We start from the raw sequence: 26,304 nt of genomic DNA on the forward strand, positions 1-26,304 counted from the left end.
CGCCATACAAGGGTATCGCGAGATGCGCCAGAATAGATGGGACGAATGGTAAACGAATGAGTTGTGGTATCTAGTTCTTCTAATGTCTCGATCGTGATTCCCACCCTCAACGAGGCGACGTGCATCGATCGCACCTTGCGGCACTTAGCGTGGCTGAATCCACCGGCCAAGGAAATTATTGTGGTAGATGGCGGCAGCCATGACGATACCGTCGCTATTGCTGAAGCTGCTAACGCAACGATCGTTCACTCGGCAGCAGGGCGATCAATTCAAATGAATCAAGGGGCAGCGGCCGCAACCGGAGAAATCCTCTGCTTTCTTCATGCCGATACGCTAATTCCTGATGATGCAATCACAGTGATGGAAACTACCCTGAAGACTCCAACGATCGCCTGTGGTGGCTTTATCTCGTTGATGGCTGGAAGAGACCAAACCCGCTGGGGAATTTCGCTGCACAATTATTTAAAAACCTACTATGCGCCTTTGATATTTCGTCCCCATCTCTTTTTTGGCAAAGGATTGCGGCTCTTGTTTGGCGATCAGGTGATGTTTTGTCGGCGAACAGATTTCTGGAATTGTCAGGGCTTTGATCCAGCCTTACCCATCATGGAAGAAGCGGATCTGTGCTTAAAGTTAACGCGCTATGGTCGCATTTACCTAGTGAACCGAGTGGTGCAATCCTCCGATCGTCGGGTCGCTACGTGGGGAGTGCTGAAAGCCAATGTTGTTTACTTGTTGATTGGGTTTTTGTGGGGAATGGGTGTATCAGCAACGTACCTAAAACGGTTCTATGAAGAGATTCGCTAAGTTAGATCAAGTTTAATAAATTACTTTGAATCGATCGCATTCAAGCTCCAATCATAGGGAAGGTAATGAATGGATGGAGAGGCAGGTAAAGATGTTTGAAGGTACGGTTCAATATAGTTGGAAATTGAGGATGCCGCATTGAAAAAATCAGCTTTGTACCATTTGAAAATTTTGCTGCAATACAGCGTTTCTGTTTGCGGATCGAACATCACTTTATTAGGATTCCTGATGAACCGCTGTGCGTCATCTTCCAGTTGATCAAAAACGATATCAGGAAAATAAGCTTGATTGCGCAACAACGGACATCCCACTGATGCACAAACCAGGGCAAAATGAATACGCGGCTCTTGAAACTGCGATCGCAAGATGCCATGCTCAATACGATTTAAACTATAGCCTTCACCCTGCAAACGATAGACAGGACGCTGAAAAAACAGAAAAAATTGCAGCCAATTGGGAATTCCCAGCACACTAGGAAGAATCGATCGAATTGGGTAGCGTTGTAAAACCTGATGAATCGTGAGGGCATTATATAAATTCAACCACAGCGATAGTTGTTGCTTGGGTGTTAGTGCCGTTAGATTGACAGAACTGAGGTCATCGAGCCATTCCCAAAGATCCCGATACCCAGACGTTTGCCAACGGCGATAGTCCACCCGCCCTTGATCATTCACATACTTTTGTAATAAGCAATTCCACGGTTCAAACATCAGCAAAACTCGCTTGCCACTTCCCTATACCCCTATTAGCCCACCCACTCATCCACCCATTCATGTCTCCGCTAAAACCCCTCGCTTGGGCAATTGTCAAACAACTCATCCGCTGGCGGTTTCCCACGGTTCAGTTCCTATCCACCCAAGAGCTAGCCGCTTGGTTAGAGCAACCCTCTCCGCCGCTGCTGCTGGATGCCCGCACACCAGAAGAATATCACGTTAGCCATCTTGCTCAGGCTCAACTTGTCACCGCCGACTGGCAAACTCATCTAGAAGCCGTCCCACCCAAGCAAACCCCGATCGTCGTTTATTGTTCGGTGGGGTATCGATCGGCACAAGTGACTCAGCAGCTACAGCAACAGGGATATTCACAGGTGTTTAACTTGGAAGGCTCGATTTTTCAATGGGCCAATGAACATCGCCCGCTGTACCAAGCCGATCGACGAGTACAAACCGTTCATCCCTACAACCAGTACTGGCAATGGCTGCTAGACAAACCTTGAAATCAACTGCCTAAAATCTGCCTTGAGTATAGGGCTACAACCGGTCTGCCTAACCTATCCTTCTATCTATGGGAATAAAAGAAAGTGATCAAGATGGGACAAGTTAGTTTAGAGGATATTCTCATCACCGATGAATTGTCCCGTCGCGCTAATTTACAGGTGTCGTCACCCACTGCCAAACTGAAGGCAGAAAATGCAGCGTTGCGCACGCTGGCCCGACAACTGGTGGAACACCCCCAAACGATGCTGAAAACGCTGGTAACGATCGCCAAAGATTTGTGCCAGGCTGGAACGGCTGGAGTTAGTTTGCTAGAGAAAACAACAAGCGGGGAAGAACGCTTTCGATGGGTGGCGTTGGCGGGTGAATTAGAGCACTATGAGCAGGGAACCATCCCCCGTCAATCTAGCCCATGTGGCATTTGTTTAGATCGGCGATCTCCCCAGCTTTACTCCTATCCCGACCGATACTTTACCACTCTCGCTTCCATTGAACCGCCGATCGTTGAAGCCTTAACCATCCCACTGATGGTTGCTAGTCAAGCCTTGGGTGTCATCTGGATCGTTTCGCATGATCCTCAGTGCCAGTTTGATGCCGACGATGCACGGGTCATGAGTAGTCTGGCTGATTTTACAGCGGCAGCCCTGTATAACCATCAAGCTCGTCAAGCGGCTGAGTCTGCCCAAACGCTGTTACATCTGCTGCTAGAACATGTCCCTGAAGGAATTACGGTTGCAGGTGGCCCACCAGATTTTCCGTTGATTGCTAATAGTAAATTGGCCCAAGAATGGCTGGGGCGATCGGAAGACGTGTTGATTGGGATGGCGTCTGGAGAACACGTTGAGGCCTATGGGTTGTTTCTGCCTGATGGCGTTACGCGCCACACGCCGGAACAACTGCCTCTGTATCGAGCTACGCACTATGGGGAAACAATTCGCGATGAAGAATGTATTGTTGAACGCCCGGATGGAACTCGCATTATTGTCAACGCAAACGTGGCACCCGTTCGCAATACACAAGGCGAAATCATTGGGGCAATCAACTGTTGGCGCGACATTACTGAACGGAAACAAATAGAAGCTGAATTGCAACGACGGGAAGCTGAACTGAGTTTAATTACCAATTCTGTTCCAGTGCTGATTGCCTTTGTAGACACAGAGCAACGCTATCGCTTCAATAATCGTGCCTATGAAGAGTGGTTTGGCTGTCCGGCGGCTGAGGTATATGGCAAAACGCTCTGGGAGGTGCTGGGTGAGACGGCCTATCAAACGATTCAGCCCTATGTCGAGCAAGCCTTGTCTGGGCAACAAGTGACGTTTGAAGGAGAGGTGCCCTATCAGCACGCCGGAACGCGCTATGTCAATGGCATGTACATTCCCCGGTTAAATGCGCAGGGAGTTGTAGAAGGCTTTGTGGCATTCGTGAGTGATATCAGCCCCCACCGACAAGCCGAGTTAGCCCTGCGCAACAGTGAACAACGGTTGCGATTTGCTCAACAGGCCGCCAAAGCTGGGGTCTGGGATTGGGATGTTGTGACGAACCAAGTGACTTGGTCACAAGAGTACTATGCGCTTTATGGTCTCAATCCACATACTACTCAGCCTTCCTATGAGAACTGGCTGTCCTCGATCGCTTCATCCGATCGAGATCGGGTCGATCGCATCACTCGTGAGGCGCTGGAACATCAACGCGATCTCAATGTTGAATTTCGGGTTGTGCATCCCATTCATGGCGAACGCTGGCTTACAGCCATTGGGCAAACCTTCTATGATGCTAACCATCGACCAACGCGCATGAGCGGCATTGCCTTAGACATTACCGAGCGCAAACGAGCCGAACTAGAACGCGAACAACTTCTCGCTCGCGAACACCATTATGTCAATCAACTACAGGGATTGACCACAGCCGCGCTAGCAATCAATGCGGCGCTTTCAGTTGAACAGGTGCTACAAGTCATTACGAATCAAGCCGCTGCAATTATTGGTGCGCATCAGTCTGTCACTAGCATCACGGTCGATCAAAACTGGTCCCAGTCGATTTCGTCTATCTATTTGTCAGATAAGTATGCAGCGTGGAGAGAGTATAACGAAAAACCCGACGGTTCAGGGATCTATGCCTGTGTGTGTCACTTGAATCGCCCGATGCGGATGACGCAAGCTGAACTGGAAGCCCATCCCCGCTGGAAAGGCTTTGGTCAAGCGGCAGACAAACATCCCCCTATGCGAGGCTGGCTAGCGGCTCCCCTAGTGGCTCAAGACGGACAGAACATTGGTTTGATTCAACTTTCAGACAAATATGAAGGAGACTTTACCGAGACCGATGAAGCCATTTTGGTGCAGCTAGCGCAGATGGCATCGGGGGTGATTGAAAAGGCACGGTTATATGAAGCCGAACATCAAGCCCGATCGGCCGCAGAAGCCTCTCGCGAAGAAGCCCAAGCCGCTAATCGAATCAAGGATGAATTTTTGGCTGTGTTGTCTCATGAATTGCGCACACCCCTGAATTCGATTCTGGGCTGGTCGAAGCTGTTGCGATCGCGCCAGTATGATGCAGCAACTACAGCACGGGCCCTAGAGACTATTGAGCGCAATGCCAAACTGCAAACCCAGTTAATTGAAGATCTGCTGGATATTTCCCGGATTCTGCGCGGCAAACTGCGCTTGGAAAATCGGCCGGTGGACCTCAGTGTGATCATATCTGCGGCGATCGAGACGGTTTGGTTGGCTGCCAACACAAAGGCCATTCAGATTCACACCCATATCGATGCTATGGCTGGCACGGTGTCTGGTGATCCTGATCGGTTGCAGCAAGTAATCTGGAATTTGCTGTCCAATGCAGTGAAATTCACTCCACCGGGTGGGCGAGTAGAGGTGCGACTCGAGGAAGTTGTTGGCAATCAACGAGAATATACTGCCGCCTCTCCTCACCCCCACTCCCCACTCCCTATTCCCCACTATGCGCAAATTCGCGTCACGGATACTGGACAAGGCATTGATCCTGAATTTTTACCCTACCTGTTCGAGTATTTCCGCCAAGCAGACAGTGCGACAACTCGCAAGTTTGGAGGATTGGGACTGGGCTTGGCGATCGCGCGTCACATCGTCGAACTGCATGGGGGGGTGATTGCCGCTGCTAGTCCTGGAGAAGGACAAGGTGCTACCTTCGTGGTACGGCTACCGCTGTTACTCCATCCCAATCCCCAACCAATCGATGCCACTGGGTTACAAGCATCTTCGTCGGATGCCAACCCAACCAGCACGCCTGAAGTCTCTCAATCTATCCTGCCTCTGCCGTTGAACGGACTAAGCATTTTGATTGTCGATGATGAAACCGATAGTCTTGAGTATCTCCGGTTCGTTTTAGAACAGTTTGGCGCAACGGTTACGGCGGTAGCGTCGGCGTTAGATGCGATGCAATCCTTGACAACACTGAGACCAGATGTGCTGATTAGTGATATTGGTATGCCGGAAGTGGATGGCTACATGCTCATTCGGCAACTGCGCCAACGCGAAGCAAATCAAGGCACAGCTATTCTGGCGATCGCCCTCACGGCTTATGCTGGAGAAATCAACCAACAGAAAGCGCTTGATTCAGGGTTTCAGTGTCACCTCAGCAAACCCGTAGAACCCACCCAGTTAGTTGAAACGATCGTCGCGCTGGTGAGGAGCAAGTAATTGTACAGCTACTCTAGCGCTGCACGAATTTGTTGGTTGGCTGCCGCTTGGGCCCGTTCCATTGCCAGTTGCAGCGGTTGTTCGCCCAGCAACACACTGATGAATTGGTTATTAAAGCTATGCATGACCGGGGTAGGATAGTTGCCAGCTTGCCAAATCGTGGCGTAGTTGGCTCCAGCAATAAATGGCGCTCGTAATGGATCGCGATCGTAAGCAAGCTGTTCCGCCACCGATCGCCGAGTCGGCAAAGCAGCCCCCCCACTCGTCCAGCGCTGCATCCCTGCTTTACCCGTTAAATAGGCAATCAGTTCCCAGGCTTCCGATTTATGCGTTGATTGGCGATTCATCACATACGCCACCGGGTAGGCCATTGTGCCCGGTTGATCGTTAATCTGGGGGACTTCAGCCGTCGCATACTCCAACTCTGGAAACGTATCTGCCAGATAGGGAATAGCCCAGTTCCCTTCGATCACCATTGCCACTTTACCTTGACCAAACATCTCCGTTCCCGAATTGGTTCCCACATCCAGTGGCTGGACAGCGGTGCGATCGTGAAGGTATTGATTCACCAGTAATTCCAATCCTTGGAGACTGCGGTCTGAAGCAAACGTGGCATAGCCATTAGCATCGACAATCTCGCCGCCAAACGCCGTCATCATGTAGACTAATCGTGCTAGGTCGGGCAAAATGCCCAGCCCATACTGTTCTGGACGGCCGTCTTGATTTGTGTCAATTGTTAGTTGCCGAGCATAGTCTACCAGTTCTGCCCATGTCGTCGGCGGAGTCTCTAGCCCAGCCGCTGCTAAAGCCGAACGATTATAGAAAAGGGCAAGCGTTGAAAAATCTTTGGGCAATCCGTAGAGTTGCCCTCGATATTGAAACGGTTCTAGTAAATTGGGTTCAAAGTCGGCCAGGTCAAACTCTGGAGTAATGTAGCGATCGAGTGGCTCTAGCACATGATTTGCCATGAAGAAGGGAGCTTCGAGGGCCTGTAGATAGAATACGTCAGCCGCCGCGTCCCCAATCAAGCGAGTGGTGAGCACATCCATGTACTGATCGGCAATCACCTCAAACCGTACATCAAGCTGGGGATGTGTGTCTCGAAATTCCTGCAAAACCTGCTGCAAAATTTGTTGCTCTGCGGGACTTGCCCCCCAGCCACTAAGCTTAAGGACAACTCGATCGGATTCACCCCGGTTCGGTGAAAAGATTTGACAGCCCACGACGAATAGTGCAGTTAACAAAACTGTGATTGCCAGATAGAACCATTTTCTGTGCGGCCATGCGCCCCAGCATTCAGCCATGTGTCGATTCGATCGTACTAATCAAGCGCCAGGTTAATCGCAGCTTTAACTTCGTCGTTGCAACGTAATTCCCCAGTAAAGATGGGGCTGTTTTTAATAGAATTCTGACTTGCCTATGACATGATGCTTCTAGGAACTACACCTGCGATCGTGGTATCGATGGCAAGCGCATCAATAGCAACATATACTTGCCACCTACTTGCTACCCTGATCTCAGGTGAAGCGCCTAATTTTTACGTTGGTTTTTCCTTATTTGTTCACCGTCGTGTTCACGTGAGTTGTTCAAGCCAGATGACACCTGTAGATTCCTCCGCTCTTCACTGGAAAGCCCTGATTACGGCCATTTTAACGGTGGTTACACTAGTGGCTACAACGACAACAAAAGCGAGCCAAGTCTCCAACTCGCAGACCGATCGCCTAGTCCCTTCCATTCAACTTGAATTGATTCAAGCAGTAGCCCCAATATTTTCACAATGAACTAGCGCGATCTGAACTAACGCGATCTAGAGCCGTACCCCATCGGTTGTCACTCACGCTGCAATTAATTGCGCACCAGCCACTTCTGCCCATTCAGTCGTTGCACAGTGTAAAGCAACAGTAAATCAAGATTCACTTTGCGCTCATCAATCATAAATGATTCGAGGGTGCTCGGTTGTGCGCCGTTGTCGGCATAGCAAAAATATTTGGGACCCTGGATGCTGTCTTTGGCAAAGATAACATGGAATTGGCGCTGTCCATTCTGCCAACGACCAATCACCTGCCAACACTCCGAGTCTCCTAATCCAGCGATCGGCAACTTGGCTTGCTCGAACTTCAAATCGAGGTCATGAATTCCGACCTTGCCCAGCGTTTCGGTGAGTCCGGGCAAATAATGTTGCGTAATAAATTCTTCAAACGGCTTGTCTTCCAAAGCGGGTGGCTTTTCCTTCTTTGCTTTGGCAGCGGGTTTTGCCTCGCCATCCCCACTGGCGGCTTTGGCGGCTTCGGAAGCTTTTGTCTCTGTGTTAGAGGCTTGGTCGGTGCCTTCAGCAGGCTGTCCGTCAGGAGCTTCTGTTTCCGTTTCCGACGATTTGGGATTAGTTTCTTCTGACATGGCTTCCCTCACTTCAACACTCGTTCATCTGCGATCGCAGTAGGCAGTTTATGGTAACAATAGCAGCCCCTCGATTTGGAACGACCCGTTACACCTGCTGCACTGCCGCTATGTCTTATACTAATCGGTCTTCACGCTCTGTAACAGGTTGACAACTGGATTTTTCCCACTCGTCGTCAATATTTTGATCGAAATTTCAAAAGTTCTAGCCTCCACCCTTAATTCCCAACCGCTACTCTACCAATTCCCACCACATGGGCAACTTGCGGCTGAGTTCCTGCACCAATTGATGGGCTTGATAATCATACATCCACAGTTCGATCGTACCGGGTAGCCGGTTCATGAACGCTCTGGCTTCCTCTAGTCCACAGCCGGAAATGCGGGCTAAATCATTGCCGCAGTAATACAAAAAGGTAGGATTTAGAGGTTTCTGGGCATTCAGCCGCCAGCGACGTGGAGGAACCAGTTCTCCATGCTCAATGCGGCGCAACCCGTTGATCGACGAAAGTACCACTAATCGATCGCCCTCGTACAACTGGCGCTCATCAGTTGGCAAAAGACTTTCCATGTGCTCTTCAGTGGCTTGATTTGCCCGTTGGTGAAAAATGGGAATCACACCGTAGCCGTAAGCAATTTGAAACAGCGATTTATGGATCAGGGTATCGCCTTCCGTAATTTGGTATTCCGTCACCAGAATGGTTTGGTCGTTGAGGCGAAACAATCCCAGAATATTTTCACCAAATGCTGCTCCAGCAAAGGCCTCAGCCGCTAGTTCATAAGCAGCCAGGGCTTTGGCGTCGGGTAGAAAAGTATTCAAATTATCTCGAAATCGTTGGTCGTAGGTGCGAATCACCAGATCGATCGATCGATTGAGTTGCTGGGCTGCACTGCGGGCCATTAGCGCCACTTCCAAATTGAGCATCTGATCATCGGTCAGCACAATCACACTTTTGGCGGTGGCTAGATTTACCTTGGGTAGGGCGGTGATTACATCTCCCATGACCACGGGCACTTTAGGCAACAGCGGGGCTGCTTCTGGACGTTCGGTAATCACCACAATCGGCTGTTTCAATTCGCGCAACAGAGCCGCCACTCGCTGCCCAATGCGACCAAACCCGACCACGACAATATGATTTTGCTTGGGAATGGTGGGGCGACGTTTGAAAAACTCAAAGCGTGAACTGAGCAAATTATCAGTAATTAAGCCCAACACCCCTAACACTGACGCAATGCTAGCTAGGGAAATTAATCCGCACAAAAACTGTACCCAGCCCGGCACATCAATCGGGTCGAGTCCGCCAAACACATCGCCATAGCCTCCCAACAGCAAAATAAACGCCGTTGACAGGGCCAGTTGCCAAGACAAATCCAGCGTGGATTTTAGCAACAAGGTTCCTCCTGCCCACAGCAACAGGGCCACTCCCAAGCCGATCGCTATCACTTGACGAATGCGTTGAGCTTGTAGCCATTGCCCAAACTGTCGCCAGTTGTGTTGCCAACCGCGTCCGACTGTGCTTTTCACCCCTTGCCACAACTGCTGCCAACGCGGTACATCCTCCGGCTGTGCTTCGTCTGTGCTGCGTCCGACCATTTCAACATAGGCAATGCGATCGCCCACTTGCAGTTTCGTATCCGTTTTCCATTGGTAAAAGGCCCGCTTCAGATGTTCGGTTGAATGGGCAGGGGCATAGCTGAGCAGGCGATAGGTGCGCTTATGCAGAGAAACGGCCGAAAATCCATCGAATCGATCTCTCGGCAGTACCGTATGTTCAACCACCTGAAAACGATAATCGCCCACATTGAACACCCCCAACATGCCTTCTTGCAAACCTGCCAATGCAAACGCTGGGGCTGGAAGTTCCGTTGGCTCGAAGGCGACAAAATCGCCCAATTGTTGCTTTAGTAGTTGATTTAAGTTGTGCCGAGACGATCGCATGATAATCCGAACTGTCGGATTGAGACGGCGGGCGGCGATCGCCGTTTCGACATTGACGCTTTCGTTACTAGTTACAATCAACACAGTGCGACACTGCTGAATATTGCCCCGCAGCAATACGGCATCATCGCGGCAATCGCCAATAATCGGCGCGGCTGCCAGCAAATTGGGCAAATCTTGCACTTCCCATTCATCTGGCTCTACCCGATCGATCGCCGTAACATGAATTTCTGCTTTGCCCATGGCAAACCGCTTCAAATTCAGCACACAATACTGCCCCAGGCTACCCAATCCGCAAACCAAAAACCGATCGACTGTATTGGCCGACAGCAGCAGCGTATCCATCTGATCGGGGGTGCGGGCAAAGGCTGAATACCCCGCTGTTAAATCGATCACATCACCCCACACAGGGGCTGGCTGCTGGGGACGGTAGGCATACAGCTTGATCAGGCTCACCGAGTTTACGTCAAGCCACCGCATCTGTTGCTGTACCGTTGCCATCCATTGAGATTTGTCTGAATCGTCGGCAAACTGCTCGCTGATCAACCGAATGTTGAGATGTCCGCCATGCCAATCTACCTTGACCGCTTGAGCCGGAAAACCAAGCGCCGCACTGAGCACCGTGGCGATCGCCGTTGCATCTCCGGTTCTGGCTAGTTCGATCACGTTAGGTTGAGACTCAGATTGAGACATTGTGACTGAGACAGGGTGGCTGCATTCAGAGATACCCAAGATTTACTCTACAGGAATTCCCTACTTCACCAATCGATCGACATTCTCCTGAAAAACGTCCAGTTCTTCAGTTAATGATCGCAACTCCAAGACTTGTGATTCTGCCGATCCTGTAGATACTTTGTTCGATCGCAGCTTGGTTTGGGTCTCTTGTAGTACCCCCAAAAACTCTAGAATCAAAGCAGACAGGCTCGCCACTTGCACATGTCGAGCATCTTGTCCTTCTTGAGTCAATTGCAGAGCGCGCTGAAGATTCTCGGCAATTTTTCCCAACCGAGCGGCTTCCCCATCGCTACCTGTTTGTTGGTTTGTCTCTAATTCGGCTAGCTGCGCTTGAATCTCAGCAATCGACAGTGGCACGCTGTTACCTTGCATTCGCTGTGCCAACTGATCTATTTTGGCAGGCAGTTCCATCGCGCGATCGCAGACGCGCTGAATGGTAACTAGTACATCCGCCACTGCCGATTCGGTTAAAACGTGATGCGCTTCTTTGCGTAAATGACTGGCGCCGTCTGCCAGCACTTGCGCTTGCCGATGCACCATCAACAGTTCAGCTTCCAAGGCTGGATCGTTCAAATTGAGGCTTTTGGGTTCTTGCGATCGGCGCAGGGTTGCCCCAGCCGTGGCCATAGCGGCTGAAACGGGTATCATCACGGCGATCGGAATTCTAGCCAATCGCACTCCGGCAATTAGTGCCACTCCAGCAACAACAATTGATAAGGGAGAACGGAGAGGATTTGCAAGTTTCATGGAAATTAACAGAAACGGAAGGCAGCAATGAGAATAGAGAGAGGTAGAAAACTAGCTCCCTCCTAAAATTCCGTTAGAAACCATCCATAACCGGAGAAACTGAAGGCTAATCCTCAAATCGGCTCTTGGGCAAATGTATGTGAATTGCCATGACTGTTGTGGGCCCACGGCAGGCTTGTGGTGGTCAAAGATCATTAATCTGATTCAACTGAGTGGGTTTAGAGCGATAATCAAAGGCATATTCCCTCTGCATTACTCAAGAGAAACTGCATTGTATGAATAGGTTTCAGGAAGCGATGGTTATTCCTGATACTGCTGTCACACCCGGCCCCGACCTATTGCCCTGGGATGTCAAACCAGCAGTGCTAGAACTCCAAGAATTGCTTGTGGCGCATGGGTTCAAGGTTCCACTCAACAGCGACTTTGATTGGAAAACTGAAGCGGCTGTCAAAAGTTATCAACGTCAACATGGGCTACGAGTAGATGGGGTAGTTGGGCAAGAAACTTGGACAGCGTTGAAACGGACGGTGAAACCAGGGACACGCATTCTTCGCCAAGGCTTGTCGGGTGCAGATGTTTATGAATTGCAAGGATTGTTGCAAGTTCAAGGTTACGGCATTAAACGCGATGGAGTGTTTGCTGCCGAAACCAATAGTGCGGTGATGTCGTTTCAATCCCAGCATCATCTCCTCCCCGACGGCATTGTACGTCCGGTAATGTGGGCACTGTTAGCTGGGAAAAACGATCTTCTACGCAAGCGTAAACGATAATGGTGTTCCAAGTTCCTTCCAGCCTGCTCCCTCATGATGCCCTCTCATGCTGACTATCTACAGCCCCGATCATCGTCACCAAGACGCCCACGTAGAATTAACAGACGGTCAGTTGGTGGCTCCTTATGAAAATCCCAAGCGAGCCGATCGCATTCTGTCCCAGATCCAACAGGCTGATCTGGGGATGGTGCTGCCCCCCAAGGATTTTGGTCTAGCCCCCATTTTGCGAGTTCACGATCGCGGCTTTGTCTCGTTTTTGCAGTCAGCTTGGTCAGAATGGTTGGCGGCTCATGGCGAGTTTGATGCTCTGCCGCTGAACTGGGCCACACGTACGATGCGGCACGATCGCATTCCCGAAACTATTGAAGGCAAGCTCAGTTATTACTCGTTTGATGCCGGCACACCTATCATTGCCGGCACGTGGCAAGCAGCTATGGCCTCAGCACAAGTTGCACTCACCGGGCAAGACTGGTTGGTGCAGGGTGAGCGATCGGTGTTTAGCTTATGTCGGCCGCCAGGGCATCATGCCGCCCGTGATCTCTATGGGGGCTACTGCTTTCTCAACAATGCTGCAATTGCCGCCCAAGCGTTGCTGGATGCTGGAGCCGAACGAGTAGCGATATTCGACGTGGATTATCATCACGGTAATGGCACGCAAGCGATTTTCTACGATCGATCAGATGTGCTATTTGTTTCCATTCACGCCCACCCCAGCCACTCTTACCCATACTTCTTGGGTTTTGAGGATGAAACTGGCGCTGGTGTTGGGGAGGGCTTCACCCGCAACTATCCCTTGCCCTTGGGAACCGACTGGAAAGCTTATGCCGAACCCCTAGAACAAGCGCTGAACACAATTCGCCACTATGCCCCCGATGCAGTAGTTGTGTCACTGGGAGTAGATACCTACGAAGCCGATCCAATCTCCAGTTTTCGTCTGCAAAGTCATGATTTTCACGCAATGGGACAGGCGATCGCCCGGTTGAACAAACCCACATTAATTGTGATGGAAGGTGGCTATGCGTTGGAAGCGATCGGAGTAAATGTAGGGAACTTTTTGCAAGGAGTAGAGGAAGGATGAAGGAGAATCGAGCATAGGTTCGGGAACCCGTACTCTGAAGCAGGGGGGCGATCGCTTGCAGTTCTAGTCATCGTTCGCTAAATTAGCACTCAGAAGCGGAGAGTGCTAACATTAGTCTCTAGCTTAAAGCGTTTGAATAAGTCGCAGCTTATATACCAGTTCCTTGATGGGGCTGGCATTGTGCTGGTGAACTAACCCGATTTATTCTCGATCGTTCTGGAGTAATAGTTCTGGAGAGTTGAATTATGGCAGCAGTATCTCTGAGCGTGTCCACCGTTAAGCCGTTAGGTGAGCGTGTATTTGTTAAGGTGAGCGCTTCTGAGGAAAAAACCGCTGGTGGTATTTTCCTACCCGACACAGCCAAGGAGAAGCCTCAAGTGGGTGAAGTGGTGCAAGTAGGTCCTGGTAAGCGCAACGATGACGGGTCTCGTCAGGAACTCGAAGTCAAAGTTGGAGACAAAGTGCTGTACTCCAAGTATGCCGGAACTGATATCAAACTTGGTTCGGAAGAGTATGTTTTGTTGTCTGAGAAAGACATTTTGGCGATCGTTTCCTAGTCGCTTGATTTGGTAATCGGTAAACGGTAATTGGTAATCGCGATATTTCTTTATCTCTGCTTTATCTCTTCACCTATTACCTATTACCCATTTCCTATTCTGTACTCCTTGTTGTTTCTACTACTCACTGCAAATTGAACCACTATGGCAAAGCGCATTATTTACAACGAAAACGCTCGTCGTGCTCTGGAAAAAGGAATCGACATTCTGGCTGAAGCGGTTGCGGTCACACTCGGTCCGAAAGGTCGCAATGTGGTACTAGAGAAAAAGTTTGGTGCACCGCAGATCGTGAATGATGGTGTCACCATTGCTAAAGAGATTGAGCTAGAAGATCACATCGAGAACACTGGCGTCTCGTTGATTCGTCAAGCTGCTTCGAAAACCAATGATGCGGCTGGTGATGGTACCACGACTGCCACCGTTCTGGCTCACGCCATGGTGAAGGAAGGGCTGCGCAATGTGGCGGCCGGCGCTAACGCGATTTCTCTGAAGCGCGGCATTGATAAGGCAACAGGCTTCCTAGTGGACAAGATTGCGGAGCATGCTCGTCCGGTGGAAGACTCTAAGGCGATCGCGCAAGTGGGTTCTATTTCGGCGGGTAATGATGACGAAGTTGGTGCGATGATTGCTGAAGCGATGGAGAAGGTAGGTCGCGAAGGCGTCATCTCTCTGGAAGAAGGCAAATCCATGACGACGGAACTGGAAGTCACCGAAGGGATGCGCTTCGACAAAGGCTACATTTCTCCTTACTTTGCCACCGACACCGAGCGCATGGAAGCCGTCTTGGATGAGCCTTTCCTGCTGCTGACCGACAAGAAAATCACGTTGGTGCAAGACTTGGTGCCCGTTCTGGAGCAAGTGGCCCGCTCTGGTCGCCCGCTGCTCATTATTGCGGAAGATATCGAGAAAGAAGCGTTGGCAACCTTGGTGGTCAATCGCTTGCGGGGTGTGCTGAACGTAGCGGCTGTGAAGGCTCCTGGCTTTGGCGATCGTCGTAAGGCCATGCTGGAAGACATTGCCGTACTCACGGGCGGTCAGGTGATCACCGAAGACGCAGGTCTAAAGCTGGACAACGTTAAGCTCGATATGTTAGGCAAGGCACGTCGTGTCACTATCACTAAAGACAACACCACGATCGTGGCGGAAGGCAATGAAGTCGCGGTGAAGGCTCGTTGCGAGCAGATTCGTCGTCAAATGGACGAAACCGATTCTTCCTATGACAAAGAAAAACTGCAAGAGCGCTTGGCGAAGCTCTCTGGTGGTGTCGCGGTGGTGAAAGTAGGTGCGGCAACTGAAACTGAAATGAAGGATCGCAAGTTACGCTTAGAAGATGCCATCAACGCGACCAAAGCGGCTGTTGAAGAAGGCATTGTTCCCGGTGGTGGTACGACCTTGGCTCATTTGTCTCCTAGCTTGGAAGAGTGGGCAAAGAGTCATCTCTCTGGCGAAGAGTTGATTGGTGCTACGATCGTGGCTCGGGCATTGACGGCTCCGCTGAAGCGCATTGCTGAGAATGCGGGTCAAAATGGTGCGGTAATCGCTGAGCGCGTGAAAGAGAAAGAGTTCAATGTGGGCTACAACGCCGCTACCGATGAGTTCGTAGACATGTTCCAAGCGGGTATTGTTGACCCTGCGAAAGTAACCCGTTCGGCGCTGCAAAACGCGGCTTCGATCGCGGGCATGGTACTAACCACCGAGTGCATCGTTGTGGATAAGCCGGAACCGAAGGATACGGCGGCGGCGGGTGCAGGCGCTGGCATGGGCGGCGACTTTGACTACTAAGCTGGGAACTGGGGGTTAGGGATTTTACCTGCCTCCGTTCTTAGTAACCTCAACAGGAGACGATCGTTCAGTTTGGGCGATCGTCCCTTTTATTTATTACTGAGGCTAGCTGTGAGGGTGACAAGGGAGCTACAACATAGAACGGATAAGAGACATAGCGCAATACTTCCAGCACCACTTTTGCCTTGAATTGGGCGGTGTATTTATGCTGTTTGGCTGCCATAGTTTTGCTCCCTCATTTGGACTCAAGTTTACTCTCTCCTCTCTGTCCAGTTCTAGGGATGCATTACATTGTATGACTCTAGAGGGATGTACCTTAGTTGAAAATTTGAAACATTAATAAGCAATTAGACCTGTTATTGTCAGAGAACAATATGTTTTTACAACATAAGCAAACTGGTGTCTTAGTAGAAGTTCTAGAGGTAAAAGAGTTAATTGATCCGTTTACAGATGCAATTCAAGGACGGATTCAAGATGGGGAAGAAGAACAAGATCCAGAGAAATTTGCTAAATCGGATCTAGTCTTTCCATCTGGAGAAGATTTGCCTCGTTGCTGGTTAGATGCTGACTATCGCACCAAGGATTGATAAGCAGTTTCCTCTAAGTGTCTACTTCCAACAGTCCTGACTCCACCTACTGTACCTATGCCCTATTCCCATCTCAGCGCTTTGGTAATTTCACTTGCCAACTGTAATGGCCGGTATGGCTTAGCAAAGACCGCAGCCACGTCTAAATCATGAAAATTGTGCTCAGACGATTGAACTTTGGCTGTCACCAAGATTACGGGAATCGATTGTGTTGTGGAGTCAGCTTTCAGATTTTGCAGTGTGGTGCGGCCATCCATGTTCGGCATCATCATGTCTAGCAGAATTGCATCTGGTTGTTGTTCGGCAGCAATCGTCAGCGCTGCTTGTCCACAGTCAGCTAGTAAGATTGTCCAATCAGTTTGCATTTGCAGTGCCAGTTGAGCGATTGACCGGGCATCGTCTTCATCATCGACAATCAAAATACATTTATTTGTGCGATTATTTATGGGATCGTCACCTGTGCGAATCTCACTCATACCGTTTCCCTAGCTCGTTCACCGTTAAGTAGGCAGAGAAGACTGTAGCGGCAGACTAACATAAAACGTGCTACCTTGCCCTAACGTGCTTTCTACCCAAATTTGTCCGCCATGTTGCTCTATAATGTTGCGACAGATGGCTAATCCTAACCCCGTGCCGCCTTTTTTACGCGAGTCCGATGCATCGACTTGTTGAAACCGTTCAAAAATGCTTTGCAGTTTATCTGCCGGAATACCACGTCCACGATCGGTTACTTCGATCAACAGACAGTCAGGTTGTTCAACAGAAGATAAATTTTCCGATGAATTCAGCAGTAGCATCGTTCGTTTGGCTGTCATCCAAACGGTTTGACCGGGTTCGGAAAATTTAATAGCATTACTCAGTAAATTTGTTAGAGTTTGCAAAATGCGATCGGGATCGGCCCAAACGTCGGTTGAGTAAGGTTGCACATCCAGTTGAATCTTGGCACTCTCTGCCATTGACTGCATGACTTCGGTCGCTTGAATCATGAGTTGACCAATATTGCAATTGGTCTTTCGCATGGTAATTTTACCGGATTTCATGCGTTCTAAATCTAGAATATCATTAACAAGTCGAATCAGTCGCTCTGTGTTAGTGGTTGCAATCTCAAGGATTTGTTTGCCTTTATCAGTTAAGCTTCCCAATTGACCGGTGCTGAGTAGATCGAGTGCTCCAATTAACGAGTTCATGGGGGTGCGTAATTCATGGCTAACTAAGGAAATAAATTCATTTTCCAAACGCTTACGTTCTGTGATGTCATTGATGATATTTAGGGCACAGGGTACATCGCCAAAATCAATTAATTCGATCGATAAAAGTACAGTTTTACAATCGCCCGTTTTCGTGCGAAATTCAAATTCTTGGTTATGAACCAAGCTAACGTTTTGTAGTTGTTGAATTGCTTTATCATAAACATCTTGGGCAATTCCTAACTCTAGCTCATTCGGGGTGCGACCAATTATGTCTGCTCTTGTGTAGCCACTCATTTGCAAAAAACCTGGATTCACTTCCACAAAGCGATTCTCCGACAAGGTGGTAATGGTAATTGGATTAGGGCTAGCTAAGAATATTTTTTTGAACTTTTCTTCTGCTTGTTGACGTTCTCGAATCTCTTGCTGAAGCTGTTCATTTTGCGTTTGTAATTGTTTTTGCAATCGTCGCAAGGTTAAGTGCGTTTCAATTCGCGCAAATACTTCTTCGACTTGAAATGGCTTAGTGATATAATCTACTCCACCCACCTGAAAGGCTTTCACTTTGTCCAATACATCGCCAAGGGCACTGATAAAAATCACTGGAATTTCACAGGTGCGATCGTCTGCCTTCAAGTGTTGACACACTTCATAGCCATTCATCTGCGGCATGTTGACGTCCAGCAAAATCAGATCGGGGGGGGCTGCCTGCGCACCTCGTAATCCGGTCATGCCTTTGGTTACACTGCGCACTTTATAGCTACGCTCGGTTAGCATGTTGGCTAACAGGTGGAGATTTTCAGGTGTATCGTCAATAACTAAAATATCAGCTTTGTGAGAATTGATTGAGGAATATAATATGGCATCAGAATATGAATTAGTCACAGTGATCTCCTTGCGTTAGCTCAATAATTTCATCAAATGCAAAATTTTGGGTCAGTTCTAGTAATTGATTAGCAAGGACGACTTGTGAGGGTGGAACTTGGTGCAGCAGGTGTTGGATCAGGTCTGCATCGACTTGAATGGCAGCTTGACGCAGTTGCTCAATCCATTCAGACGGCATCACGGTCAAGTCTTGCGGCATTAAGAGTGCTCGATGGCTCGATGGCGCAGCAAGCGTTCCAGCATCATAGATATATTCCACGCCCAGATACTCTGCCAGTTTGTCAAAAATCTGATGTTCTTGAAACGGTTTGCGAACAAAATCATCACAGCCCGATGCTAATACCACGGCTCGTTCCTCCTCAAAAGCGCTGGCCGTCAGCGCAATCACGATCGCCTCTTGACCCTCTGGATGAGCTTTAATCTGTCGAGTGGCTTCGTAGCCATCCATCACAGGCATTCGCATATCCATCCAAATCAAATGAGGTTGCCAGGTTTCCCAGCATTCGATTGCCTCTTTCCCATTTTCCACCGCTTGTACTTCAAACCCCATCGGAGCTAGCAAATTTACCAACAGTTGACGATTGGTATAGTGATCTTCTACCACCAGAATTCGATAGGTTGGTTGATTGGGTTGCAACGCGATGACACGCCGCTTGGAAACTGGAGTATCAACTTCTGATTCATTGGCAGCTTGGGCTGTAATAGTAAATCGGAAAATGGCTCCTCGACGAGGGGCATTCATAGCTACAATATCGCCGCCCATCAACCGAACAAACGCACGACTAATCGACAATCCCAGCCCTGTTCCTTCCTGTGATTTTCGCCCGGTTTCGGCTTGGCCAAACGCCACGAATAACTGCTGTACTTCCTCGGCTTGAATGCCAGGGCCCGTATCTTCTACTTCAAACAGCAAGCGGTAAGACTCTGCACTAGTGGATCTTTGCAACCGATCGTTGATTGATGAATTTCTCTGATAATTCCCTTGAGTATTCTGCTGTTTATTCTCCTGATTGCTCTCAGTATGTGTCCCAATGAACATATCCTCTTGGTGCGATCGCAGTGTTACTCTACCAGATGCTGTAAATTTAATAGCATTGCTCAACAAGTTAATGAACACTTGACGCAACTTACCCTCATCAGTTTTGATGTATTGAGGGACATAGATCGATCGTTCAAAGCACAATTGTAACCCTTTCGAGTCAGCCTTCAAGCGAAACATTTCTTCCAGATCATTCAGTAATCGGTACAAATCGAAGGCACTTTCCGATAGAGTAATACGTCCTGCTTCAATTTTGGAAAATTCCAATACATCATTAATTAAATTCAGCAAATGTGTGCCGCTGCGGTTAATGATTTGTAAATTCTCACGCTGTTGTTGATTCAATGAATCATCTCGTGTCATTAGCTGTGTAAATCCCAAGATTGCATTCAATGGCGTTCGCAATTCATGGCTCATGTTGGCCAAAAATTCACTCTTGGCCCGGTTGGCTACTTCTGCCGATCGTTTCGCTGTTTCCAATTCTTGACGCTGTAACTTTTCTTGCTCTAGCAGTTTGGCCTGTGCCAAAGCAATTCCCACTTGTGCCGCCACAGCTTCTAGCAGTTCCACCTCATCCTCTGTCCAGTGACGGAACAGTGATGCATAGCTTTCTGGATGACAAAGATACTCCTGCCGCGACATGGAACAATCACAGTGATGCAGCACGATCGCCCCATTTGGTTCACCTTGATACGAGGTGCGAATCGCCAGCATTGATTTGAGATGAATTGGATAGGAGGCAGGAATCACCGCACTCAACAGTGCATCGGTATAGACATTGGTCCAGGACAATGCTCGATCGTGCAGCAGAATAGCTTTAGTAGGAGGGCTATTGAGGGCCGGAATTTCAATTCCCAGCATCGAGTCTAGCCCTGATACCACATATTCAGCTACCACATACAGGTGTGGCTCTGGCTCTGCAATGTAATTGTGAATGTGACATCGGCTAGCGTGAAAAGTCTGCCCGATTTGAGTAGCCGCCGTTTGAAAAATTTTTTGCGTATCGAGGCTTTGACGAATCTCTTGCGTAATTTGATCTAAAAGTAAAACTCGCTGAATCTGCCGTTCCAGCGCTGCCTCAGTTCTTCGTCGTTCCAGTTCGGCTCCAGCCCGAGCCGCAAAAATCTTGAAGATTAGTTCTTGATCTTCCACGTTGATGTCCAATGCTTGCGAATCAAGGGCGGCGAGTTGTCCTAAAACCCGACCGTGGGGATCGATGATGGGCATTCCAATATACACTTCCCCGCCAATCTCGCTCAGATGCGGATCAAGTGAAAATCGATCGCGAACTGACTCAAACATAACTAGCCCACTGGATGCTAAAACTTCGGCACAGGGAGTGTTGTCAGTGCTGTATTCAATATTGTCGAGAAAGGTTTCACCATTCCAAAAGGCCAATGTTCGGACTCGCTCTTTGCTATCGTCCACAAATTCAGAGATGAATGTATAGCGAAAGCCCAATAGCTCAGCGAGATACCGCACACAGGAACGGAAAAACTCATCACCGATTTTGGTGGCAGTTCCTTCAACAATTAGCCGCAAAAACTCCTCTCGCCGCTTGAGTTTGGTAATATCGCGAAAATACCAGATGCGTCCGTAATACTTGCCCTCGGCAGATGTAACGGGGCTGGAGTAGCGATCGAACACGCGCCCGTCTTTGAAGTAAATTTCTTCGTGGCTGGTTGCTTCTGGATGCTCGTACAGGTATTGCACCCGATCGAAGAATACCTGCGGTTCTTGCAGTTGCGCCAGAGCAGATTCTATTGACTGTTGATTATCGGTGAGCGTCTCTTTAGAAATCTGCCATAGTTGGCAAAATCGATCGTTGTAGGAGACGATGTTTTGATGCTCATCTACAATTAAAATACCGTCAATTGCGGTATCTTGCTGAGCTTGCAATATGGCATTCCGGCGGCTAAGTACCGTTTGGGCGCGCTGCAATTCTTGCAGGGCCCGTTCCCGTTCCCGGACTTCTTGATGAAGTTCTTGAGTGCGTTCTTCAATTCGTGCTTCTAAAGTATGCGAATAACTCCGCAGTTGTTCATAAAGGCGTGCATTTTCCAAAGAAATGGCGGCTTGCGTCATCAATAATTCCAATACTTCTAGGCGATCGCGAGTAAAGGCATCGGTTGTTAAATTATTTTCTAAATAGAGAATGCCCACCAGTGCCCCAAGCCGCAAAATCGGAAAACATAGAACTGATTTTGGTTGATGCTGACGAATATAGGGATCTGCCACAAACATGGCTTCGTGGGACGCGTCACCGAGGGCAATCGCTTGTTGGGTACGGCCAACATAATTAATCAACGTGGCTGGAACATCAGAATTGTTCTCTACCAGAATGGATTGTAGCAGTGAGTCAACTTGCAGCGCTTCTGGGTTGCTTTTATCTTTGGTCACTTTTGCTTGGACCAACCACTGATCGCCCTCCGGCAAAATCAATACACCTGTTTCGGCCCCAGCATTTTCGATCGCCATTTGCATCAGCGTAGACAGCAACCGCTCAATCTGAATTTCACCCGACAGTACTTGCGAGGCTTTGAGGACAGTGGTCAAATCGAGAGCCTCAGCAATATTGATGCTAGAGGCGGTGAGGGTAGAGGTTGTACCCAATTCGTCAGTTTCCTGCCCCTGTGTACTGAGGCGAGCCACAAGACCCGAACTTTTTCCGGATACTAATGTAGCCAGTTGAGGATATTGTTTTTCTAACGCCTTGACTTTGGCCTTTGCGCCCCAGCGCACATAGCTGTAATAGGCATCGGTGAGATACAGTTGAGCTAATTTCGATCGCGATTGTTCCAGATAAAACCGAGCCGCCAATTCGTTCGCCAACGCGGTTTCATTGATATATTCATGTTCCTCTGCCAGACTAATGGCGCGATCGTATGCGTCGCACGCTTGCGACCACTGCTGCAAAACCCGATACCGCTCTGCTTCTACTAAATAAAATTTATGTAAATGATTCATCGGGGCATGATGTGCCCACCGCTTCAACTTTCTTTGGTTAACAGTAACCTGCCGTAAGATTTGCTTTTGCCTGACATTAGAAACCGACGAAAACATTGAAAGCTGAATCAGCGACTCATAAAAATGAAATAGCGGAACTAACAACAATCCTGTTGTATTCGCTAAATAATTCTTAGCATTAACAATATTTGTGAGTGCCTCTGAGTACTCCTGAAATAAATAACAAAGAATTGCTTTATGAAAATAGACGTTAAAAATTGCATTGCGATCGTTCGACTGAAAATGCAGCGGCAGTAACTCATCTTCGTTATAGGCTTCACCTACTAATCGACAAGGATTATCTGATTGACCAATTAAATTTAATACAACTTGACGATAGCGTTCATTCATATAAATGAATTTTGTTTGTTTCAAATTACGAATCGCGATGGAATAATTAGCGATTTCTTGGGATAAGGCTGTGAGGTCTTGTCCCATGAAATATGAATGATAGGCGTACACCATTGCTGAACGGGCAGAAAATTCTAGATCGCCTGTTTCTAGACCGCTTTGGTAGGCTTCAATGAACGGTGCCAGGGTTTCTTTGACATGGGCCCGCCAGTGCACCACAAAGTCATTCACCACCATCAACACTTTGGCTTTCAGGTGCTTTGCATTTAATTTTGTTAATAGCCTGACCGCCAGTTGACCAAATTGGTAACCCTGATTCACATCACCCACAATGCCACAGAGAATTTGTCCATATGTGCCATAGGCATAAGCAGACAAATCTAGATTGCCGTACTGCAACGACAGATTGAGGATTTTTAACGCAATCAAGATAAATAAATTGGGTAATGAAAACGAAGCCGCCGACATGACACTAGCCAAAATGCGCGTTGCAGCTAGCTTTGTGGGATCGGTCATGAGGGGTAACTGCACCAGTTGATCAATGCGTTTGCTCAGTAAGGCCAACCGCGTTTGCCACAGAGCCAGCAAGACATGATAGTGCTTAGGGTTGGGTGGTAAATGCACTCCCAATGATTTCAAGACTGCCAGCGCTACATTTACGGCTTCGATTGGCTGGTCTTGAGCAATATAAGCTTGAATTTGAATCTCATAGGCTTTCATCTGATCGAGCAGCGTTGTCGCCTGTTGCCACACGATCGCCAGCCATTGCCCCATTTGATCAAACTGTCCGTTGAGATAGGCAGCTTCAGCGGCTTCTTCATACAATGCCAGCATCAGGTCATACTGCTGTTGCCAACCATCAGGCTCTAGTAGATGCAATCCGGTAGAGAGGTAGCTAACCGCCGCTGCATAGGCTGTGGCAGACTTAGCTTTGCGTCCGGCTGTTAAATTCAGCTTGGCTAGTTCCACTTGCTCTACCCGATCGTCAATCAAATCGGCTCCAACATTGAGTTGATTGACAATTTCAAACAGACGGTCGTCTAAATTGCTGCTTTGGCAAGCACTTTGCAACAGCAGACGACCGATGCTGAGATGTGTCAACTGTTTATCGAGAGAAGGAATGAGGGAATAGGCAGATTGCTGCACCCGATCGTGCAAAAAGCGATAGGTTGGCGCCTGTTTGATGAGTCTTTGCAGTGACGGGTCAAACTGATCATCAGATTGATCCAGACTGGAATTACTATTCAACGCTTGGGTTTGATAAAACTTATAGACCTCGCTAATGGGTAACACCAATCCCTCTTGCAGCGCCGGCCACAGTTCGATCGCCGTTTGCGATGGCGACTGCTCATACACGACTGCCAACGTCGCTAAATCAAATTCATTGCCAATGCAAGCCGCCAATCTCAACACATTCTGCGTGGACAACGGTAGTCGTTGTAGTTGCAAGGTCATGAACTCCACTACGTCTTGACTAGCCGCCAGCGTTCGCACTTGTGCCAGATCGCATTGCCAGCCATAATTCTCAAAATCAAAATAAATCAAGCCGCTTTGATGCAGCGATTTGAGAAACTGGGTAGTAAAAAAGGGATTGCCATTCGTTTTTTGAAAAATTAATTGGCTTAGCGGAACCGCTTGCTCGGCTGAACAACTCAGCGTATCTGCCACTAAGCAGTTAAGCGATCGAACATCCAGCGGCGCTAATGTTATTTGATTCACTGCTGCATTTGCTTTGCGAATCTCCTCTATGGTCAACATTAGCGGATGGGCCGGATTCACTTCATTATCTCGATAAGCTCCAATCAGCAGTAAATAGGGCGTGTCTGTGTCTGCAATCAGCAGACGAATTAGATGGAGCGATGCCGAGTCGGCCCACTGTAGATCATCTAGAAAGAAAACCAATGGATGCGCGGATGTGGTGAAAACTTGAATAAATTTTTGCACCAACAAATTGAAGCGGTTCTGCGCCGCCATACCAGACAGATTGGGGGGAGCAGGTTGTGCACCAATCACCCATTCCAGTTCAGGAATGACCTCAATCAATATCTGCCCATTATTGCCGACCGCCGCCAGAATCTTTGCTTGCCATTCCCGAATCCGATCACGAGATTCGGTGAGCAATTGCCGCATTAAGTCACGCAGCGCTTGCACAAACGCCGAAAAGGGAATATTGCGCTGAAATTGGTCAAATTTGCCTTTGATAAAATAGCCGCGTTGTCGCACGATCGGCTTGTGTACTTCATTAACCACGGCTGTCTTGCCCACACCCGAATAGCCCGCCACCAGCATCAATTCAGAGTGATGAGACTTCGTGGATTGATCCGTTCCAGAAACTCGATCGAATGCTGCCAACAGCGTTGCCACTTCCTGTTCCCGACCGTAAAGCGTTTCAGGAATAGTGAAGCGATCGCAAATGTCTCGAGTTGCCAGCGGAAAATTGGAAACCCCCCCCTGCTGTTGCCATTCCTGCTGACATCGCTCTAAATCTTGACGTAGTCCAAATGCAGTCTGATAGCGATCCTCGGCTGTTTTTGCCATTAATTTAAGAATAATTTGATTCACCGTTTCGGGAATCAGAGAATTCAAGACAATCGGCGCGATCGGCTGTTGAGCAATGTGGCTATGCACTAACTCCATGGGATCGGTTGATTGGAAAGGTAACTGTCCCGTCAGCAACTCGTAGAACGTAATGCCCAGTGCATAAAAATCGGCGCGATAGTCAACTCCACGGTTCATTCGTCCCGTCTGCTCTGGAGCCATGTAAGCCAGGGTTCCTTCCAAGACATTCGGGCTGTGTAAAACCGGATTCTCTCGCGGCAAACGGGATGATAAGCTAAAGTCAGTCAGCTTAATTTGCTTACTTTGAGGATGAAACAAAATATTTTGTGGTTTGATATCTTTGTGAATAATGTGATGTTGATACAAACCTTCTAAAACACTGGCTAGTTGAATGGCGATCGAAAAAAAATCATCCAGACTTAACCGTGCAGGTGCATCTGCGTGGGGATCAGACCTTTCGGCATGATTAGACAACCGCTGGCTTGTTAAGTACTCTCGTAGCGAAATAAAACCTTCATCTTCCATGACAAGCGCGTAGCCATTGCCACAGGGTTCCAGCGCTAGTGGCTGAATTACACCGGGGATGTTTAAATAACGGGCAATTGTCAATTGATTGCGAAAATGAATCAATTCAGACACGCTGGGATATTCGGTATTTATAACTTTAATCATTACAGGACGTTGATCGACCGATCGCCATCCCCGATAGATCAAGGTTTTGGAACTGCTATAAATCAATTCCGCAATGTCGTAACCCGGCAACGTGATCATTGGTTGTTCCATGAGTCGGAATGATTGCTGTTAGTAAATCACGGTTTTCTAAATATTGGGTCAATTCACCTAAAAGATTTCCAAAACAGCGCGATCGGGGTATGCCAATTTTCAACGATTAATACTAATTCTTTAAACTTGGATTACCTACCATCGCATCTGTAAGGGCGTTTCGCGAAATAGCCCCTACGGAATCTGTAAGGCTAATTCTAGGAATTGGTA

16 protein-coding genes are annotated in these 26,304 nt (G+C 48.5%); 8 read left to right on the forward strand and 8 right to left on the reverse strand.

What is annotated here, in order from left to right; all coding sequences use genetic code 11:
- Positions 1 to 63 precede the first annotated feature (63 nt).
- Positions 64 to 807, forward strand: coding sequence for a TIGR04283 family arsenosugar biosynthesis glycosyltransferase (locus tag OXH18_RS18790; RefSeq protein ID WP_268608870.1), 744 nt, complete (start codon positions 64 to 66; stop codon positions 805 to 807).
- 20 nt (positions 808 to 827) lie between these two features.
- Here OXH18_RS18790 and OXH18_RS18795 read toward each other — a convergent pair whose 3' ends face one another.
- Positions 828 to 1,517 carry a DUF547 domain-containing protein gene (locus OXH18_RS18795; protein WP_268608872.1) on the reverse strand — a complete coding sequence of 230 codons (690 nt, stop codon included), beginning with the start codon at positions 1,515 to 1,517 and terminating at the stop codon, positions 828 to 830.
- Between the two features lie 62 nt (positions 1,518 to 1,579).
- On the opposite strand from OXH18_RS18795, the gene OXH18_RS18800 reads away from it, so the two are divergent.
- Both OXH18_RS18800 and OXH18_RS18805 read left to right on the forward strand, forming a co-directional pair.
- Positions 1,580 to 2,023 carry a rhodanese-like domain-containing protein gene (locus tag OXH18_RS18800; RefSeq protein ID WP_268608874.1) on the forward strand — a complete coding sequence of 148 codons (444 nt, stop codon included), beginning with the start codon at positions 1,580 to 1,582 and terminating at the stop codon, positions 2,021 to 2,023.
- A gap of 93 nt (positions 2,024 to 2,116) precedes the next feature.
- Entirely contained in the window at positions 2,117 to 5,695 is a 3,579-nt protein-coding gene (locus OXH18_RS18805; RefSeq protein WP_268608876.1) for a PAS domain S-box protein, read from the forward strand.
- Positions 5,696 to 5,703: 8 nt separating this feature from the next.
- On the opposite strand, the gene OXH18_RS18810 is transcribed toward OXH18_RS18805, so the two are convergent.
- The 4 genes from OXH18_RS18810 to OXH18_RS18825 all read right to left on the reverse strand — a co-directional run bounded on the left by OXH18_RS18810 (position 5,704) and on the right by OXH18_RS18825 (position 11,510).
- Entirely contained in the window at positions 5,704 to 6,999 is a 1,296-nt protein-coding gene (locus tag OXH18_RS18810; RefSeq protein WP_268608878.1) for an ABC transporter substrate-binding protein, read from the reverse strand.
- Positions 7,000 to 7,540: 541 nt separating this feature from the next.
- On the reverse strand, positions 7,541 to 8,092 hold the full coding sequence (locus OXH18_RS18815) for a DUF2996 domain-containing protein (protein ID WP_315874605.1): 552 nt from the start codon (positions 8,090 to 8,092) through the stop codon (positions 7,541 to 7,543).
- Positions 8,093 to 8,324: 232 nt separating this feature from the next.
- Positions 8,325 to 10,721: a potassium channel family protein gene (locus tag OXH18_RS18820; RefSeq protein WP_268608880.1), complete on the reverse strand. Its 2,397-nt coding sequence runs from the start codon at positions 10,719 to 10,721 to the stop codon at positions 8,325 to 8,327.
- 60 nt (positions 10,722 to 10,781) lie between these two features.
- Positions 10,782 to 11,510 (reverse strand): hypothetical protein, encoded by a 729-nt coding sequence (locus OXH18_RS18825; RefSeq protein ID WP_268608882.1) that lies wholly within the window; start codon positions 11,508 to 11,510, stop codon positions 10,782 to 10,784.
- Positions 11,511 to 11,785: 275 nt separating this feature from the next.
- Here OXH18_RS18825 and OXH18_RS18830 point away from each other — a divergent pair, with 275 nt between their 5' ends.
- From OXH18_RS18830 to OXH18_RS18850, 5 genes are all read left to right on the forward strand, one after another.
- Complete coding sequence (locus tag OXH18_RS18830; RefSeq protein ID WP_268608884.1) at positions 11,786 to 12,280, forward strand: peptidoglycan-binding domain-containing protein; 495 nt, start codon at positions 11,786 to 11,788, stop codon at positions 12,278 to 12,280.
- Positions 12,281 to 12,326: 46 nt separating this feature from the next.
- Positions 12,327 to 13,358 (forward strand): histone deacetylase family protein, encoded by a 1,032-nt coding sequence (locus tag OXH18_RS18835; RefSeq protein WP_268608886.1) that lies wholly within the window; start codon positions 12,327 to 12,329, stop codon positions 13,356 to 13,358.
- Between the two features lie 245 nt (positions 13,359 to 13,603).
- The gene (gene groES, locus OXH18_RS18840) at positions 13,604 to 13,915 is read left to right on the forward strand and encodes a co-chaperone GroES (RefSeq protein WP_268608888.1); all 312 of its coding nucleotides are present in this window, start codon (positions 13,604 to 13,606) and stop codon (positions 13,913 to 13,915) included.
- Positions 13,916 to 14,059: 144 nt separating this feature from the next.
- Positions 14,060 to 15,697, forward strand: a complete 1,638-nt coding sequence (groL, locus tag OXH18_RS18845) for a chaperonin GroEL (RefSeq protein WP_268608890.1) — start codon at positions 14,060 to 14,062, stop codon at positions 15,695 to 15,697.
- Between the two features lie 374 nt (positions 15,698 to 16,071).
- Positions 16,072 to 16,284, forward strand: a complete 213-nt coding sequence (locus OXH18_RS18850; protein ID WP_268608895.1) for an acetyltransferase — start codon at positions 16,072 to 16,074, stop codon at positions 16,282 to 16,284.
- Positions 16,285 to 16,346: 62 nt separating this feature from the next.
- On the opposite strand, the gene OXH18_RS18855 is transcribed toward OXH18_RS18850, so the two are convergent.
- From OXH18_RS18855 to OXH18_RS18865, 3 genes are read right to left on the reverse strand one after another with little or no spacing between them, the layout of a single operon-like run.
- Positions 16,347 to 16,760 carry a response regulator gene (locus OXH18_RS18855; RefSeq protein WP_268608897.1) on the reverse strand — a complete coding sequence of 138 codons (414 nt, stop codon included), beginning with the start codon at positions 16,758 to 16,760 and terminating at the stop codon, positions 16,347 to 16,349.
- Between the two features lie 24 nt (positions 16,761 to 16,784).
- On the reverse strand, positions 16,785 to 18,356 hold the full coding sequence (locus tag OXH18_RS18860; protein ID WP_268608899.1) for a hybrid sensor histidine kinase/response regulator: 1,572 nt from the start codon (positions 18,354 to 18,356) through the stop codon (positions 16,785 to 16,787).
- Positions 18,349 to 26,094 (reverse strand): AAA family ATPase, encoded by a 7,746-nt coding sequence (locus OXH18_RS18865; RefSeq protein WP_268608901.1) that lies wholly within the window; start codon positions 26,092 to 26,094, stop codon positions 18,349 to 18,351. Before OXH18_RS18865 ends, OXH18_RS18860 begins: the two co-directional genes overlap by 8 nt.
- Positions 26,095 to 26,304: the final 210 nt, after the last annotated feature.

It is taken from the genome of Thermocoleostomius sinensis A174, assembly GCF_026802175.1.
Classification (GTDB): domain Bacteria; phylum Cyanobacteriota; class Cyanobacteriia; order Elainellales; family Elainellaceae; genus Thermocoleostomius; species Thermocoleostomius sinensis.

What these genes read in the sequence shown, in the direction of transcription:
- OXH18_RS18795 (WP_268608872.1), bottom strand. Translation starts at nt 1,517, where the DNA reads ATGTTTGAACCGTGGAATTGCTTATTACAAAAGTATGTGAATGATCAA.
- OXH18_RS18800 (WP_268608874.1), top strand. Translation starts at nt 1,580, where the DNA reads ATGTCTCCGCTAAAACCCCTCGCTTGGGCAATTGTCAAACAACTCATC.
- OXH18_RS18805 (WP_268608876.1), top strand. Translation starts at nt 2,117, where the DNA reads ATGGGACAAGTTAGTTTAGAGGATATTCTCATCACCGATGAATTGTCC.
- OXH18_RS18810 (WP_268608878.1), bottom strand. Translation starts at nt 6,999, where the DNA reads ATGGCTGAATGCTGGGGCGCATGGCCGCACAGAAAATGGTTCTATCTG.
- OXH18_RS18815 (WP_315874605.1), bottom strand. Translation starts at nt 8,092, where the DNA reads ATGTCAGAAGAAACTAATCCCAAATCGTCGGAAACGGAAACAGAAGCT.
- OXH18_RS18820 (WP_268608880.1), bottom strand. Translation starts at nt 10,721, where the DNA reads ATGTCTCAATCTGAGTCTCAACCTAACGTGATCGAACTAGCCAGAACC.
- OXH18_RS18825 (WP_268608882.1), bottom strand. Translation starts at nt 11,510, where the DNA reads ATGAAACTTGCAAATCCTCTCCGTTCTCCCTTATCAATTGTTGTTGCT.
- OXH18_RS18830 (WP_268608884.1), top strand. Translation starts at nt 11,786, where the DNA reads ATGAATAGGTTTCAGGAAGCGATGGTTATTCCTGATACTGCTGTCACA.
- OXH18_RS18835 (WP_268608886.1), top strand. Translation starts at nt 12,327, where the DNA reads ATGCTGACTATCTACAGCCCCGATCATCGTCACCAAGACGCCCACGTA.
- groES (WP_268608888.1), top strand. Translation starts at nt 13,604, where the DNA reads ATGGCAGCAGTATCTCTGAGCGTGTCCACCGTTAAGCCGTTAGGTGAG.
- groL (WP_268608890.1), top strand. Translation starts at nt 14,060, where the DNA reads ATGGCAAAGCGCATTATTTACAACGAAAACGCTCGTCGTGCTCTGGAA.
- OXH18_RS18850 (WP_268608895.1), top strand. Translation starts at nt 16,072, where the DNA reads ATGTTTTTACAACATAAGCAAACTGGTGTCTTAGTAGAAGTTCTAGAG.
- OXH18_RS18855 (WP_268608897.1), bottom strand. Translation starts at nt 16,760, where the DNA reads ATGAGTGAGATTCGCACAGGTGACGATCCCATAAATAATCGCACAAAT.
- OXH18_RS18865 (WP_268608901.1), bottom strand. Translation starts at nt 26,094, where the DNA reads ATGGAACAACCAATGATCACGTTGCCGGGTTACGACATTGCGGAATTG.